Annotated in this window: 16 protein-coding genes; 8 read left to right on the top strand and 8 right to left on the bottom strand. The window is 41.0% G+C overall.

Annotated features, from left to right (window positions below; all coding sequences use genetic code 11):
• Positions 1-3 precede the first annotated feature (3 nt).
• Together AC1DPZ_RS12725 and AC1DPZ_RS12720 are read right to left on the bottom strand one after the other, a co-directional pair.
• Complete coding sequence (locus tag AC1DPZ_RS12725) at positions 4-375, bottom strand: response regulator (RefSeq protein WP_477403848.1); 372 nt, start codon at positions 373-375, stop codon at positions 4-6.
• Between the two features lie 1002 nt (positions 376-1377).
• Complete coding sequence (locus AC1DPZ_RS12720; protein ID WP_477403846.1) at positions 1378-1743, bottom strand: response regulator; 366 nt, start codon at positions 1741-1743, stop codon at positions 1378-1380.
• Positions 1744-2136: 393 nt separating this feature from the next.
• On the opposite strand from AC1DPZ_RS12720, the gene AC1DPZ_RS12715 reads away from it, so the two are divergent.
• From AC1DPZ_RS12715 to AC1DPZ_RS12695, 5 genes are all read left to right on the top strand, one after another.
• Positions 2137-3453: a gluconate:H+ symporter gene (locus tag AC1DPZ_RS12715; protein WP_477403844.1), complete on the top strand. Its 1317-nt coding sequence runs from the start codon at positions 2137-2139 to the stop codon at positions 3451-3453.
• A 7-nt stretch (positions 3454-3460) separates the two neighbouring features.
• On the top strand, positions 3461-4273 hold the full coding sequence (locus AC1DPZ_RS12710; RefSeq protein ID WP_477403842.1) for an alpha/beta fold hydrolase: 813 nt from the start codon (positions 3461-3463) through the stop codon (positions 4271-4273).
• Positions 4274-4484: 211 nt separating this feature from the next.
• A complete protein-coding gene (locus tag AC1DPZ_RS12705) occupies positions 4485-4835 on the top strand; it encodes a glycine zipper domain-containing protein (protein WP_477403840.1) in 351 nt (116 codons plus the stop codon).
• A gap of 207 nt (positions 4836-5042) precedes the next feature.
• Positions 5043-6266 (top strand): BamA/TamA family outer membrane protein, encoded by a 1224-nt coding sequence (locus tag AC1DPZ_RS12700; RefSeq protein ID WP_477403838.1) that lies wholly within the window; start codon positions 5043-5045, stop codon positions 6264-6266.
• A gap of 74 nt (positions 6267-6340) precedes the next feature.
• Positions 6341-7567: a multidrug effflux MFS transporter gene (locus AC1DPZ_RS12695; protein WP_477403836.1), complete on the top strand. Its 1227-nt coding sequence runs from the start codon at positions 6341-6343 to the stop codon at positions 7565-7567.
• Between the two features lie 134 nt (positions 7568-7701).
• Here the strand turns inward: AC1DPZ_RS12695 and AC1DPZ_RS12690 are convergent, their stop codons facing one another.
• The 5 genes from AC1DPZ_RS12690 to AC1DPZ_RS12670 all read right to left on the bottom strand — a co-directional run bounded on the left by AC1DPZ_RS12690 (position 7702) and on the right by AC1DPZ_RS12670 (position 10118).
• Entirely contained in the window at positions 7702-8385 is a 684-nt protein-coding gene (locus AC1DPZ_RS12690) for a ClpP family protease (protein ID WP_477403834.1), read from the bottom strand.
• A 103-nt stretch (positions 8386-8488) separates the two neighbouring features.
• Positions 8489-8761: a hypothetical protein gene (locus AC1DPZ_RS12685; RefSeq protein WP_477403832.1), complete on the bottom strand. Its 273-nt coding sequence runs from the start codon at positions 8759-8761 to the stop codon at positions 8489-8491.
• The gene (locus tag AC1DPZ_RS12680) at positions 8742-9287 is read right to left on the bottom strand and encodes an RNA polymerase sigma factor (RefSeq protein ID WP_477403830.1); all 546 of its coding nucleotides are present in this window, start codon (positions 9285-9287) and stop codon (positions 8742-8744) included. The genes AC1DPZ_RS12685 and AC1DPZ_RS12680 overlap by 20 nt, the downstream gene beginning before the upstream one ends.
• A 209-nt stretch (positions 9288-9496) precedes the next feature.
• Positions 9497-9904, bottom strand: a complete 408-nt coding sequence (locus AC1DPZ_RS12675; RefSeq protein WP_477403828.1) for a hypothetical protein — start codon at positions 9902-9904, stop codon at positions 9497-9499.
• Positions 9905-9959: 55 nt separating this feature from the next.
• A complete protein-coding gene (locus tag AC1DPZ_RS12670) occupies positions 9960-10118 on the bottom strand; it encodes a hypothetical protein (RefSeq protein ID WP_477403826.1) in 159 nt (52 codons plus the stop codon).
• Between the two features lie 108 nt (positions 10119-10226).
• Between AC1DPZ_RS12670 and AC1DPZ_RS12665 the strand changes: the two genes are divergently transcribed.
• The 3 genes from AC1DPZ_RS12665 to AC1DPZ_RS12655 all read left to right on the top strand — a co-directional run bounded on the left by AC1DPZ_RS12665 (position 10227) and on the right by AC1DPZ_RS12655 (position 13160).
• Positions 10227-10523 (top strand): type II toxin-antitoxin system Phd/YefM family antitoxin, encoded by a 297-nt coding sequence (locus AC1DPZ_RS12665; protein ID WP_477403824.1) that lies wholly within the window; start codon positions 10227-10229, stop codon positions 10521-10523.
• Entirely contained in the window at positions 10520-10918 is a 399-nt protein-coding gene (locus AC1DPZ_RS12660; protein ID WP_477403822.1) for a type II toxin-antitoxin system VapC family toxin, read from the top strand. Before AC1DPZ_RS12665 ends, AC1DPZ_RS12660 begins: the two co-directional genes overlap by 4 nt.
• A gap of 346 nt (positions 10919-11264) precedes the next feature.
• A complete protein-coding gene (locus AC1DPZ_RS12655) occupies positions 11265-13160 on the top strand; it encodes an SPFH domain-containing protein (RefSeq protein ID WP_477403820.1) in 1896 nt (631 codons plus the stop codon).
• 101 nt (positions 13161-13261) lie between these two features.
• On the opposite strand, the gene AC1DPZ_RS12650 is transcribed toward AC1DPZ_RS12655, so the two are convergent.
• Entirely contained in the window at positions 13262-14017 is a 756-nt protein-coding gene (locus AC1DPZ_RS12650; protein WP_477403818.1) for a hypothetical protein, read from the bottom strand.
• Positions 14018-14216: the final 199 nt, after the last annotated feature.

The raw sequence follows: 14216 nt of genomic DNA, 5'->3' as shown, positions 1-14216 counted from the left end.
TGTTTAAGCTGCTGTATTTAACTGTCTTTTTATACTTCGCAGCAACACATCAATATCAAATGGTTTGGCTATAAAATCATCTGGACTTCCATCCTGACTTAATGAACTTAGCGAAACGTAATGACTTGCAGAAATTAGGATAACAGGTATATCATGCGTTTCTTTAACCGATTTAAGGTGTCGGCACAATTCGCGTCCGTCTAAACCGCCAAGCATAATATCCAGCAGTATTAGGTCTGGCTGGTGCTCCCTTATTTTGGCAAATAAGTTGTGCCCGTTTGATAATGTTTCAACTTCGTAGCCAGAATCTTCAAGGATATATTGTAAAACTTCCAATATATCATTGTCATCATCCACCGCTAATATCCTTCTCATTTTATTATCCTTTTCTGTCTTTAATTATATAATTTATCACTAATTAAAATATTAGCTAATGCMCGATTATATTTTATGTTAAAAACAAAGCAAATGTTATACCAAGTTTATTGATAAATACTTTGAAACGAGAATAATATTGGGTTTATACACAATTTTATACCGAAACTGTGTGAAATTTTTTTAATAATTATTAATTGTAGCATTTAGAAAGGGCATCTGTGCAAAAAAGTACTCACCAAATAACAAAGAGAAATAGCTGATAAGCTATTGGTTGTTACTATTCGCTTTTATCGGTAAGTATGTAGCTGGGTTTTTTGCACTTGGCACAGAAATACTTTCTTATCGGTAAAAAAAACAAAAAGTTTTTGGTAAACCATCCTCTGTGCATTTGGAAATGGAATGGGGTTCCGCATTTTCCACAATAATATGTTTTTTTTGTTTTTACGCTATAATCCTGATCGTCTGCCATAAAATTGATAAGGCGACGAATGTAAAGATACCTTTGTATAAATAGGTGTAAAACGTTTAAAATAGTACTTAAACGTATGTTTTCGCATACTTTTGGTTAAATTTTTTAACCAAGCAGGTAGCGTTTACGTTGGCACCTGTAACAAACGTATCGTTTTAGGGGGAGAAAAAATAATATATTTTTTGCAAAAAAACCTCTTGGAACCCGGTTATCAAGCTCTGTTTTACATTTGGGGCAGACCGGAAGCTTTTTTTGCCTGGCACTGCTTGTTGGAGGATTTATCGATAAAACCATAATACAATCAGGGGTTTATTGTATCTAACGCTCTGTTTAAAATTACTAAACAAAGATATGAAGACTGCCAATATTCTAACTATTGAGATTAATTATTATGTAATTATAATTATTTTAATGGTTAAATTGAAATTGTTTCAATAAAAGCTCTTTTTAGTCACTTTTTTTTAATACTTATCAATTTTAATCAAAAGGTGTGCTGTAAGGTTATAGTTTTACACCCCCGCAGCTAATGGCTAAACTTTATTTATTAGGTTATTAACCTTCTCAACAAGTTCAATAAGGTCAAAAGGTTTATTAATAATGCCATCGCAGCCGTAGGTTAGCTGGTGATCTTCGTTACCTAAATAAGCAGAAAAAATGATAACCGGAATGTCGCAAAATTTGGGGTGAAGCTTAATGCTCTTACAAATTTCACCGCCATTTGTGCCCGCAACACGGTAATCTAATATAACAAGGTTAGGAGCAAATTTTTCAATCAGCGGTAGTACCTCCAGGCTRTCAGCTGTGCTGATTACCTCAAATTGCTCATAAGTAAGGGTTTCATGAACAATTTCCAAAATGTCCTGGTTATCATCTAATACCAAAATACGTTTTGACATAAAAAGCATTAAAAAGTGAAAAGGCCGAAAATGTATTTAAGTAAGTGCTGAAAAATTATCCGAACAATTTAAGGGGTAGTAGCCTGAGCTAAAATCTTATCGGACAAATCAACACACAAATTTAAAATATTTTAATTAATGAATGGTAAATGGAAGTGATTTTTGAGTAATATTTTTGTTTTAATTAAGTAGTTATTACAATGCGATTAATATGGCCGAAGCAATTTTGTTTTTAACGAATAATTAAGTGTGCAGTAATGATTTTGTTTGTGCAAGCATATTAAAAAGGTTTGCCTATTATAAATCTTAAACTCAAATATTGTTATTACTTTAGGCGGGTAACAATTTGTTTTTTAATAAAGCTACCTACCTAAAGTATAACAGTTTGATATAATGGCACTATTAATTATTCTTGTTTGTATTATCCTGCTTGTTTTATTAGTAAGCTGGGTTAAGCTAAATCCCTTTATCGCCTTTCTTATCGTTTCAATAGCTGCCGGTTTAATGCTGGGGATCCCTATAAATAAGGTTACAGCATCGGTACAAAAGGGTATGGGCGATATTATGGGGCAGCTGCTCATTATTATTTGCCTGGGTGCTATGCTGGGTAAACTGGTAGCCGTAAGCGGCGCTGCCCAAAAAATTGCCGAAGTACTGGTTAAAGCCGTTGGCGAAAAATACATTCAATGGGCGCTGGTTACTGCCGGTTTTATTATAGGTATCCCCCTGTTTTATGGTATTGGCTTTGTGCTCATGGTGCCGCTCATATTTTCGGTAGTGTACAAGTATAAGCTACCTGCTGTATACATTGGTTTACCTATGCTGGCTTCCTTATCGGTTACGCACGGATTTTTGCCGCCGCACCCTTCACCATCGGCCCTGGTGGTGCTGTTTCACGCAAATATGGCTACTACCTTTATTTACGGGTTAATGATAGCCATACCTGCTATTATATTAGCCGGGCCGGTATTTGCCCAATTCTTAAAAAAAATACCATCAGAACCGCTTGCAACATTCAGGGCCGAGGAATTGCCCGCCGATAAATTACCCGGGGCAGCAAATAGTTTTTTTACTGCCTTGCTGCCGGTTATGCTGTTAATGCTTACCGCTTTTTTACCATACCTGGGTATCAAAAATAAAGATCTGCTAAAAGTTATTGCCTTCCTTGGCGATCCGTCTATTGTTATGCTGATAGCTCTTATTGTAGCTACCTATACCCTGGGCATTAAACAGGGAAAAAAAATGAGCCAGCTGGCTGTAAACTATACCGATGCTATAAAAGACATTGCTTTGATAATGCTCATTATTGCCGGCTCGGGTGCATTTAAAGAGGTATTAACTGCCAGCGGTGTTAGCAACCAGATAGCTACCCAATTGCAGACCTTTAATTTACCGCCTTTAGTTTTGGGCTGGGTTATAGCCGCAATAATACGCGTTAGCTTAGGTTCGGCTACCGTAGCGGGATTAACCGCCGCGGGGATTGTAGCATCATTAGTGGCGCAAAATCATGTGAAYCCTAACCTGATGGTGCTTTCCATAGGCGCAGGTAGCCTCGCGTTTTCACACGTGAACGATTCGGGATTTTGGCTATATAAAGAATATTTTAACCTTAGCATAAAAGATACCATCAAATCATGGTCGATGATGGAAACATTGGTTTCGGTGGTCGGTTTGGCCGGGGTATTAATTATTAACCAGTTTGTAAAATAATGCCCCCATGAAAAAGATCTTTAAATTCATAACTGCTTTACTGCTTTTGCAAACTATCAGCAATGTTAATTATGCGCAGGAGGCCGTGGCCGGTGGTTATTACACCTCATTTGATGGTACAAAAATCTATTACGAGGTTAAGGGTGATGGTTTTCCGGTTTTGCTGATCCACGGCTTTTCGGGTACCGGCCAGGGTTGGAAGAATGGTCCATTGTTTAACGATCTGCTGAATGCCGGTTATAAAGTGATCATACTTGATCAGCGGGGCAATGGCCGGTCGGATAAGCCTCATACCGATGCCGGGTATGCCAACGATGCCGAGGCAAAGGATATAATGGGTTTGGTAAGCAGTTTAGGTATAAAAAAATATAATGTGGTAGGTTACTCGCGGGGCTCTATCATTGCATCGCGTATTTTGGTTTTAGATAAAAGGGTGCAAAAACTGGTAATCGGGGGCATGGGCGATGCCTATACCAACCCCGATTGGCCAAGACGGGTGCATGCTTATAAAGCATTGATGGGCGATACAACTTTTCATGATGTGGATGGCATGATCAAATACATTCACAGCAACCCATCATTTGATGTTACCGCATTAATGTTTCAGCAAAAATACCAGCCGTCAACCAGTAAACAGGAACTTGCAAAAGTGAAAATACCTGTGCAAATTATTTGCGGAACCGAGGATAAAGACGGCGGATCTGAAGAAGGGCTTCAGCAGGCTATTCCCGGATCAAAATTAACCTACATCCCCGGCGATCATAATGTTGCCGGTAAAAGTGTCCAGTTTTCTGATACAGTACTGGCGTTTTTGAAATAGCTTGTTTCGGCATTTGGCAGGTAACTGCAAGTAGTTTTAGTTATCTTTGTTCATTGGTTAATAATTTGATAGTCTTGCTGTTATAAATTGTTAGCTGTCTTTAAATCGCTATATACCCGCTGGAATCTGCTTACTGCCATCTGCATTTCGGCTTGTTATTTGTATAGGTGTTACCCGGTATATTTTATAACACTTACCAGATAATATTTTTATGAAAAAGTTAATCATATTCACTTGCCTGTTTTTTGCGTTCCTACTTACGTTTGCATCAAACATACAGGCACAAACTACAAAGAAAAAAGGAATCAGCGATCAGGGAAAAGGGGCTATTATAGGTGGCGCCGGTGGTGCCGTTGTTGGCGGCTTAGTTGGCCATAATGTAGGCGGGGCTTTAATTGGCGGTGCAATTGGTGCAGGAGGAGGTTATATTATTGGTAATGAAACCCGCAGGGCCAGGGAGAAGAAAGAACGTGCGCGCCGTATTGCCTGGCGCCGTGCCCACCCAAGACATCATCGCCCATATACCAAAACCACTACCGTTACTACGGTTAAATATCAATAAAGTTAAAAAAGGTTAAAATAGCCTGGTAAGCCTGCGGTTATGTTAATCGTGGGCTTTTTATTGTTATCTTAAGGCACGGGACCTGGTAAAAGGATGAGGAGAAAATAAATTTTATTGCATGCTTAAAAATTAAATTTTTCGTTAAAGCATTTGTGTTAATTGTTAAAAATACCAAACTGCATATTTAAGTATTCCGTTTAATGTATAATGGGTAGAGCGTTTATAGTATTATTGTTTTGTTTAGTTTCTCATGTCGCAATAGCGCAAAGCTCCGCGCCCGTTGTTGATGCTACTAAAAACAGAACAGATACTGTTAAGCAGCGAGACCTGATAGATGTCTTCAGATCTGTATTTAGTATTAAACCAAGAAAGATATCAACTATCGAAAAAAAGAAAATTTATTTTTCATTTTTGCCGATATCTTCCGCAGACGGGCGAAGTGGCGGCAGGGCGTTGTTTACTTCAACTACAGCCGGTTTTTACCTTGGCGACCTGGCGACAACAAACCTTTCGAGTTTTACATTTACGCCTTATTTTAATTTAAAAGGCCGTTATGGCTTGCCCATCAGATCAAACATATGGCTTGATAATAACGAATGGAATATTGTAGGTGATACCCGTTTACTGGTTTATCCCCAATATACCTGGGGCCTTGGCGGCAATATGCCCGAAGATCACAAGTTTTTGGTAGAGTATAACTATGTTCGTTTTTACCAAACCGTGCTTAAAAAAATAAAGCCATATTTTTATGCGGGGGTAGGGTACAACCTGGATTACTATGTTGATATGGAAAGCCAGGGCAACAATAACCTGCGTAACTTTGCCAATTACAAATATGGTACAGCTACAAACCAGGATGCGTTTTCATCAGGGGCAACTTTAAACTTATTGTATGATACCCGTAAAAATTCAATAGATCCGCTGCCCGGGGTTTATGCCAATGTATCGTACAGGTTTAATACCAGGCTGTTTGGGAGCCATACCAACTGGCAATCATTATATATCGATGTGCGTAAGTACGTTTCGCTAACCAATTCGGGGCCTAAAAATGTGCTGGCATTTTGGTCTTACTATTGGACATCGCTAACACCCGGAACCCCCTACCTTAACCTGCCCAGTTTAGGCTGGGAACCTTACCAGCGATCGGGGCGTGGGTTTAAGCAAAACCGTTACCGCGGCCAGCGTCTTGCCTATTTTGAAACCGAATACCGCCGCGATATAACCCGTAATGGCTTGCTTGGCTTTGTTTTATTTGCCAATGTAAACTCCGTAACCGAGCCCGATAATATGAAATTTACCTTTTGGCACCCGGCTGGTGGTACGGGGCTTAGGTTTAAATTTAACAAAAAATCGGGTACAAATATCAGTCTCGATTATGGAGTAAGTCGCAACTATTCTTCAATAAACCTTAATTTGGGCGAAACTTTTTAAGTCCGTAGTTAGTGGTATCTTTGGCCCGTATTTAATCCATTAACCATGGTCTATCGGCCATCTACTAACAACATATGACCAAAAAGCGATACTTTTTTTTAATTCTCATATTAGGTTCGCTTACCGCTTTAGGGCCTTTTTCTATTGATATGTACCTGCCCGGTTTTAAGGCGATAGCAAAATACCTGCACACCAGCACAGATGAGGTGGCCCTGTCGCTTTCCAGCTTTTTTATTGGCATCTCGGCCGGGCAGTTATTGTATGGCCCCTTGCTTGATAGGTTCGGCCGTAAAAAACCTTTGTATTTTGGGCTATGCCTGTACATTATAACATCTATCGGCTGTTTCTTTTCTACCTCGCTGGAAATGCTGATCATTATGCGGTTTTTCCAGGCGGTGGGCAGCTGCGCGGCAGGAGTTGCTTCCATGACCATGGTGCGCGATCTGTTCCCGGTGAAAGATAATGCCAAAGTATTTGCCTTGCTGATATTGGTACTTGGGGCATCTCCCATGATTGCACCAACCGTTGGCAGCTACATAACAGCCGCGTTTGAGTGGCAGGTTATATTTTTAATCCTCACCATCATAGCCGTATTGATTTTATTAGCCGTAATATTCTTTTTACCCGAAAGCTATCAGCCCGATCCCTCATTCTCGTTAAAACCAAAACCTATCATCAATAATTTTTTGGAGGTAATAAAAGAGCCCCAGTTTTTCACTTACGCCATAAGCGGGGCTTTTGCATTTGCCGGTTTGTTTGCATATGTATCCTCATCGCCCATTGTATTTATAGAGGTATTTAAAGTGAGTGAGAAGACTTTTGGGTGGATCTTCGCCGGGCTTTCGATAGGCTTTATTGGGTCGAGCCAGGTTAACAGCATGCTGGTCAAAAGATACAGCAGCGAACAACTGGTAAACACTTTCCTCATTTGCATGGCAATTATTTCTGTTGTGTTTTTGATAGGATCGTTAAATGGCTGGTTTGGTATGGGCGGCACTATAGCCGTAATATTTGGGGTTTTATGCTGCGTAGGGATTTGCAGCCCCAATACATCAGCCTTGTCGTTGGCACCATTCACCAAAAACGCTGGTTCAGCTTCTGCACTTTTGGGCGCTTTTCAAATGGCTGTAGGTTCGCTGGCGTCTATAGGTATTACATTGATAAAAAGCCAAACTACCTTACCAATGGCAGGGGTAATGGCGGCATCATCCATAGTGGCGTTGCTGGTATTGGTTATTGGCAGGAGGTTTATTAAAAATAAAGTAGACGCTGTGGCAGGGGCAGCTGTGACGGCGCATTGATAGCTTCATAAGAAAAAAATCAACAGTAGTAAGTCATGCTGAAACAAAATTCAGCATGACTTATAAATCTGACCATTCAGGGTTTCTTTAACGCGTTATCTGCACATTTGAAATTTGCATATCTGCACATCTATCTACACCAATACCTCATCAATTATCCCAAACTCTTTGGCCTCGTCGGCTATCATCCAGTAATCACGGTCTGATACCTCATATACTTTTTCATAAGGCTGGCCGCTGTGTTTGGCAATGATCTCGTAAAGTTCCTGCTTTATTTTGAGCACCTGGCGGGATGCTATCTCGATATCAGAGGCCATACCCTGCGCTCCGCCCGATGGCTGGTGCAGCATTACGCGGGAATGCCGTAATGCCGCCCGCTTACCTACGGCACCGCCGCAAAGTAATACCGCCCCCATTGATAAGGCCATCCCTGTGCAAATGGTTGCCACATCCGGACTGATGAAATGCATGGTATCATAAATACCTAAGCCTGCATATACCGAACCGCCGGGTGAGTTGATATACATCTGGATATCCTTTTTGGCATCGGTTGACTGCAGAAAAAGCAATTGGGCCTGGATGATGTTGGCCACGTTATCATCAACCGCCTGGCCCATAAAAATGATCCGGTCCATCATAAGGCGCGAGAACACGTCCATCTGGGCAACGCGCATTTCGCGCTCTTCGGTAATGTAGGGAGTCATGGCTGTGGGCAGCATATTTTTTTCGACCCCTGAAATGTAGCTGTCAACGTGCGAACCGGCAATAGCATGGTGCATGACCGCATATTTGCGGAATTCCTGTTTATCGATATTCATAAAAATTTTGGTTTTTGTTTTAAGTTCGGAGCCACAGGTCGGTAGCCTTTAGTCTAAGGTTGTCATTTTGATCAACGATTTATAACGACTTAAAACTACCGACTCATGACCTGAAAAATAATCGGGCTATTTTTTGTTTAAAGCTCATGTGTTCGGGTTGGGTAAATAGTTGCTGGTGCACGGCTTCTATCTCTTGTTTTAACTGCCTGCGGCCATATTGCTGCACTAAAGTATAAACCTGTTTTTGGGCCGCTGTATCAACCTGCAGGTCATGATCCAGCAATAGTTTCGCATCAAACAACAAGGCATCGCCGGGTTGCTGCGCTTTAAGCAGGTGGGCTTCTATATAGGCTATGTTATTTAAGGAAGTCCTCATACTTTAATGCTTTTTGTTTAACTGTTTCCCTAACTTTTTCGATGCATTTATATTTCTGCACTGTTGCCGAGCGTACACCCGAAAAGCCGAACATTTGCGCCACCTCCGTCATCGGTAACTTATCGTAATAAAAGGAGCGGAGGAGTTCCATACAACGCTTACCAGCCGTCTCCAGGAAGTTGAGTAGTTTGTTTTCATCTGGAACGCTTACAATCTCCGCAGTAGTGTTGGCTGCATCAGCTTCATTTAAGGAGGATATTTGCCTGCCTTCTTTATAGCGCTTGAGCCATAAATACCTGGCGGTGCCATAAATATAGGCGCCATCGCTGTTGTTGATGGCTAAACCAGCCGATCGTGTTTTTTCGTAATAGTTCAGCAAAGCATCCTGGAAAACATCTTTGGCCTCATCAAATGATCCGCCGCATTTAGCCACGTACTTTGCCACCGCCGGGAATACTTTTTTGTATAAGCCGATAAAAAGCTCCTGCCTTTTTGCTGCTTGCTCCTGTAATTTAACCGCATCCATTGTTTACTGTTTATTACTATGTGCAAGTTAAGGAAGATATATCACCTTTTTTGGAGAAAAGATTTTTTGAGCAAGGAGCAAGGGTTTTTTGAGCAAGGATTTTTGGACAAAAGACAAAGGACTTTTGTATGTCCCCAAAGCGATGCCGAATTACACGAACCACGCAACACGAATCACGAACCAGGCAACACGAAACACACAACAATAAATCAAAACTTACTCGCCCTCAAGGCTGTCACCTTGGAGCCGTCTGCCCCGGTGGTTTCGAAAATGATTTTGCTCTCGGTTAGCTCTGATACGGTGAAAACATAATTGCGGGTTTTGCCATCGGGCAGCACTTCTGTTATGTTCATGTTGCTGCCATTAAGGGTGTAGGTACCATGCGCCAGGAATTTACCTCCCCAAACTATCAGGAACTTCATTTCGGGAGTAAATTGAATATAGGGAACAACCTCATCCAGCTCGGCCTTTTTCATGGTATCGGGCGGACTTGCATTGGGGTGCTCCACCTTAATATATTTCCATTTACCGGTAAGGGTAGTAACCGACACCGAAGGCTTACAAGCTGTAATGAACAGTAATACAACAGCCGGCAACAAAAAGCTATGTTTAATCATAATGGGTATAATTGTTTGCCTAAGCTATAAAATTGCCGCCGAAATAAACAGAAAATTATTTGCCTTTCACTTGCTTTCTCATTCGCTCCTCGGCTTTTTTTACTTCGTCTTTTTCGCTCATCGGGAAATCAGTTTTAAGTTCCTGTTTGCCCGGTTTATTGGTACCGGGGTTTATTTTTTTAGTCCCGGTTTTATTTGATGCTGGCGTTGCCATGATCGTAGGGTTTTAATGATGTTATTATTTAAACTAATGGGAGTTTAAAATTGTTTGCAATTGCTAAAAGTATCGGGTTTTACTAATAATTATAAGCAGTTTTAGTAAATGGAAAGAGTTTTACTTGACAACTTGTCAAGTAAAATGTATTATTGTAAAAAGAACGTTAGGATGAAAACAATGACTGTTGGAGAATTTAAATCGCATTTTGCGGAAGTGTTGGAACAGGTTAAAGCCGGGGTGGGTTTTGCTGTTACTTACGGCAAGAAAAAGGAAATTGTCGGCTACTTTTTACCAGAGTCGCAGCTTTTAAAACCAAAACGAAAACTTGGTTTATTAGAAGGCAAAATAAAAGTGAATTTTAAACCAGGCTTCAAGATGACGGAGGAGGAATTGTTAGGATGAGTTTTCTTCTTGATGCCCATACCTTATTGTGGGCAATATCAGATCAGAAAAAACTATCATCCAAAGTGATTACTATTCTGGAAGATGCGAATAACGAAGTTTTTGTAAGCGCAGTAACGTTTTGGGAGATATCGTTAAAATACTCATTAGGAAAGCTGGATTTAAATGGAGTAACCCCTGGTGATCTGCCGAAACATGCCGAAGAAACCGGGTTTAGTTTACTGCCGCTCCTGCCATCGGAATCATCCGGGTATCATCAATTGAATGCAGATTGGCACCGCGATCCCTTTGACAGGATGCTGATATGGCAGGCTATTACCAATAACTTAACACTGCTTAGTAAGGATAAAAATGTAGCTCAATATAAATCTGTTGGCCTTAAGTTAATTTGGTAAGCGGTTAAGGAGTTTAGTTTCTGTACATTAACTTTGCCCAATCTCCATGCAGTGCAGAATGGTCTTTAACAGTCTTGCACAGCACACTACAATATTGCTTTATTTAATATAAATATTTATAAATCAATTAGTTATATGTAATAAATCCTAAATCACACATCCGGCATCCGAAATATTAAAAATATTTTTCAAAATAATTGTAACATCCTGTAATTGCAACTGTCTTAATGACACTATATAGCCAAGGTACTCCAATCCAGTTTAAGCTATATGTTATTTGTGAGGGCCCGCACCTTAAGGGTTCCGTTAAAAATCAAAAAAATAAAAATTCTAAATCTTTTAAAAAATGAACAATTCAATTGCGATGTTATTTTGGGCTGTGCCTGTAATTCTGGTGCTTGTAATGTACAAGTTTGTTTTACGGGTGTTTTTTGGTATGGTGATAGTCCCCGATGACCGTATTGGCCTCGTGGTAAAAAAGTTTACCTTATCGGGTAAATCACGCCTTCCAGATGGCCGTATTATTGCCACTGCCGGCGAGGYCGGTATGCAGGCCAAAGCGCTTGCGCCGGGTTTGTATTGGGGCATGTGGCCATGGCAGTACGGTATTACCATGGAGCCTTTTACCATTATTGAGCAAAACAAACTGGGACTGGTGAAGGCGAAAGATGGAGCCATCCTGGATACCGGTAGGGTACTGGGCAAACCGGTAAACTGCGACAAATTCCAGGATGCGATAGCGTTTTTGGATAACAATGGGCAGAAAGGCCCGCAGGCTGCTTTCCTTACGCCGGGTAGTTACCGTATCAACACCTTTTTGTTCGAGATTGTGATGGYGCCTATTACCCAGATCCAGGAAAACAAAGTGGGTGTTATTACCACGCTTGATGGTGAACCATTGGCAAAGGGCGAAATTGCCGGCTACTCGGTTGATGGTCATAAAAACTTCCAGGATCCAATAGCGTTTATTAACGCTGGCGGTCGTAAAGGTTTGCAGGAGGATGTGATACTGGCCGGTACCTATTACCTTAACCCCTGGTTTGTAATTGTGGAGCAGGTGGATATGGTTTACATCCCTATTGGTTATGTAGGTGTGGTTAACTCCTTTGTTGGGCCCGAAGGCAAGGATACCAGCGGCGACGCCTTTAAGCACGGTAATATTGTAAAACGGAACGAAAAAGGTGTTTGGGAAGAACCGCTTGACCCGGGTAAACACCCTGTAAACATATATACTCATGCGGTAGAAATTGTGCCTACTACCAACATTGTATTAAACTGGGCCGATAGCCGCACAGAAGCGCATGAACTGGATAAAAACCTGTGCACAATTACCGTAAGATCAAGCGATGGATTTACATTCAATTTGGATGTATCACAGATTATACACGTACCCCGTAACGAAGCGCCAAAGGTAATAGCCCGTTTTGGTAAAATGAAAAACCTGGTATCGCAGGTACTGGAGCCTACCATTGCCAACTATTTCCGTAACTCGGCACAAAGGAGTGATGTGATAGGCTTTTTGGCTAACCGTATACAAAGGCAAAATGATGCCAAAGAACATATCAGCACAGTACTGCAAACTTATAACGTAATAGGTGTGGATACACTGATAGGCGATATAGTGCCGCCAGCCGCCTTAATGAAAACCCTTACCGACCGTAAAATAGCCGAACAGGAAAAAGTGACTTACGAAATACAACGTCACGCGCAAATTGAGCGTAAGGAGTTTGAAAGCGCCAGGGCCGGTGCAGATATGCAGCCGGAGGTTGTAAAATCAACCCGCCAGGTAGAGATCAATACACAGATGGCAGCATCAAGGGTTGCCGCCTCACGTGGTGAAGCCGAAGCCAAAACTATTAACGCCAAAGCTGATGCCGAAGTTAAGATTACAATAGCCAAAGCTGATGCCGAAGCCAAAACAGTGAACGCCAAAGCCGATGCCAACGCAACTGAGGTAAACGGTTTGGCCGAAGGTGCCAAAATTAAAGCCATAGGTATGGCCGAAGCCGAGGTAACCAAACAGAAAACCGAAGCCATGGGTACCGAGCAATACGCCATTGTACGCGTAGCCGAAGCCCTTGCCAGCAATGGTATTAAACTGGTGCCGGAAATACTGGTAAGCGGCAAAGATGGCGGCGGTAACGGCATGATAGATGCCCTTATAGGCAGCGAAATGCTCAGAAAGCTACAGCAGGCTAATGAAGTTGGTGCAGTAATTGGAGGAACAGTGAATGGTGAGTAGTGAGTGGTGAATGGAGAGTGGTGAATAGTGAGTGGTAAATGAACCATCGTAATAAAAATGATGGTTTTATAAAAGGTGCATCTTAGGGTGCACCTTTTTTGCTATGCCTTAAAAAGTTTAAGCATATCAAATATCACCCAGCCGGCAGCCAGGGCAATAGTAAGTACTTTTGCCCTGTTGCTTACTTTGTATACATCCCTTATATCGGCACGGCAAACGGATACGGCAACAAATAACGTAAACAAAATTACAATGCCAGATATTACCAGCCTCGTATCGGTAATTTCTGAACCAAATTGGCTATCCAGTTTAAAGCCGATCTCTTTTTTATAAAGGATTAGTAATCCTATAGCCTTATAAGTTGATATTAGGCATAATATTAGCCATCCGGCTTTTTTTCGTAACACGAAAAGTAAGATTCCTATCGGGAGTAGTAAATAGGGGATAGATGAATAAAAGAAAAACGGGCTGTAAAAAGCCGGGCTAAACAGGGCGATTAACATTAATTTACCACCAAATATCAAAGCCACTATATACAGGACAGCTGCGATAATAGTAATTATGTTAATATATTTTGATACGGGCGGTAATGATGCTGATAGTGGGTTTAGAAAGTTAACTATGGACTGACCTATCCGGGCTGTTTTTTGCTGATGAATGTCCTTTTGCTGTTCGGCGGCTTCAATGTCGATATAAAGCAACTCAAGCTGTTCGGGAGTCAGCTGTCTGTTATTTAGTTCTATATGAGCGGCCTCAAGGGCCAGGGGATGATAATTGTCCGGGTTATTAATAACAGTAAGCAATTCGGCATTCCTTAATGTTTTATACCGGTTAAAAAATGGATTTATATCAGGCATTAGGTTTTTAATTAGGATTAGCGAATATAAATAATATCTGCTTATAAAGTTTTGATCGTTGTGTGACGAAAATTCGGCTTATTATATAAGCTGTTAATTTTTGTTAAATGCCGTCGGGTGTAATTGCAGTTTAAATTTTATGATTATTTTTATAGATGCTTAAACATTTGCTTTTATTATTCCTTTGCAGTACAACAGC

It is taken from the genome of Mucilaginibacter sp. P4_G9, assembly GCF_056400985.1.
This window is presented reverse-complemented; position numbering and strand designations above follow the sequence as displayed.

Bases quoted from the DNA above. Each gene is read 5' to 3' on its own strand.
- AC1DPZ_RS12725 (WP_477403848.1), bottom strand. From the start codon at position 375: ATGAGAAGGATATTAGCGGTGGATGATGACAATGATATATTGGAAGTT.
- AC1DPZ_RS12710 (WP_477403842.1), top strand. From the start codon at position 3,461: ATGAAAAAGATCTTTAAATTCATAACTGCTTTACTGCTTTTGCAAACT.
- AC1DPZ_RS12705 (WP_477403840.1), top strand. From the start codon at position 4,485: ATGAAAAAGTTAATCATATTCACTTGCCTGTTTTTTGCGTTCCTACTT.
- AC1DPZ_RS12700 (WP_477403838.1), top strand. From the start codon at position 5,043: ATGGGTAGAGCGTTTATAGTATTATTGTTTTGTTTAGTTTCTCATGTC.
- AC1DPZ_RS12695 (WP_477403836.1), top strand. From the start codon at position 6,341: ATGACCAAAAAGCGATACTTTTTTTTAATTCTCATATTAGGTTCGCTT.
- AC1DPZ_RS12690 (WP_477403834.1), bottom strand. From the start codon at position 8,385: ATGAATATCGATAAACAGGAATTCCGCAAATATGCGGTCATGCACCAT.
- AC1DPZ_RS12685 (WP_477403832.1), bottom strand. From the start codon at position 8,761: ATGAGGACTTCCTTAAATAACATAGCCTATATAGAAGCCCACCTGCTT.
- AC1DPZ_RS12680 (WP_477403830.1), bottom strand. From the start codon at position 9,287: ATGGATGCGGTTAAATTACAGGAGCAAGCAGCAAAAAGGCAGGAGCTT.
- AC1DPZ_RS12675 (WP_477403828.1), bottom strand. From the start codon at position 9,904: ATGATTAAACATAGCTTTTTGTTGCCGGCTGTTGTATTACTGTTCATT.
- AC1DPZ_RS12670 (WP_477403826.1), bottom strand. From the start codon at position 10,118: ATGGCAACGCCAGCATCAAATAAAACCGGGACTAAAAAAATAAACCCC.
- AC1DPZ_RS12665 (WP_477403824.1), top strand. From the start codon at position 10,227: ATGGAAAGAGTTTTACTTGACAACTTGTCAAGTAAAATGTATTATTGT.
- AC1DPZ_RS12660 (WP_477403822.1), top strand. From the start codon at position 10,520: ATGAGTTTTCTTCTTGATGCCCATACCTTATTGTGGGCAATATCAGAT.
- AC1DPZ_RS12650 (WP_477403818.1), bottom strand. From the start codon at position 14,017: ATGCCTGATATAAATCCATTTTTTAACCGGTATAAAACATTAAGGAAT.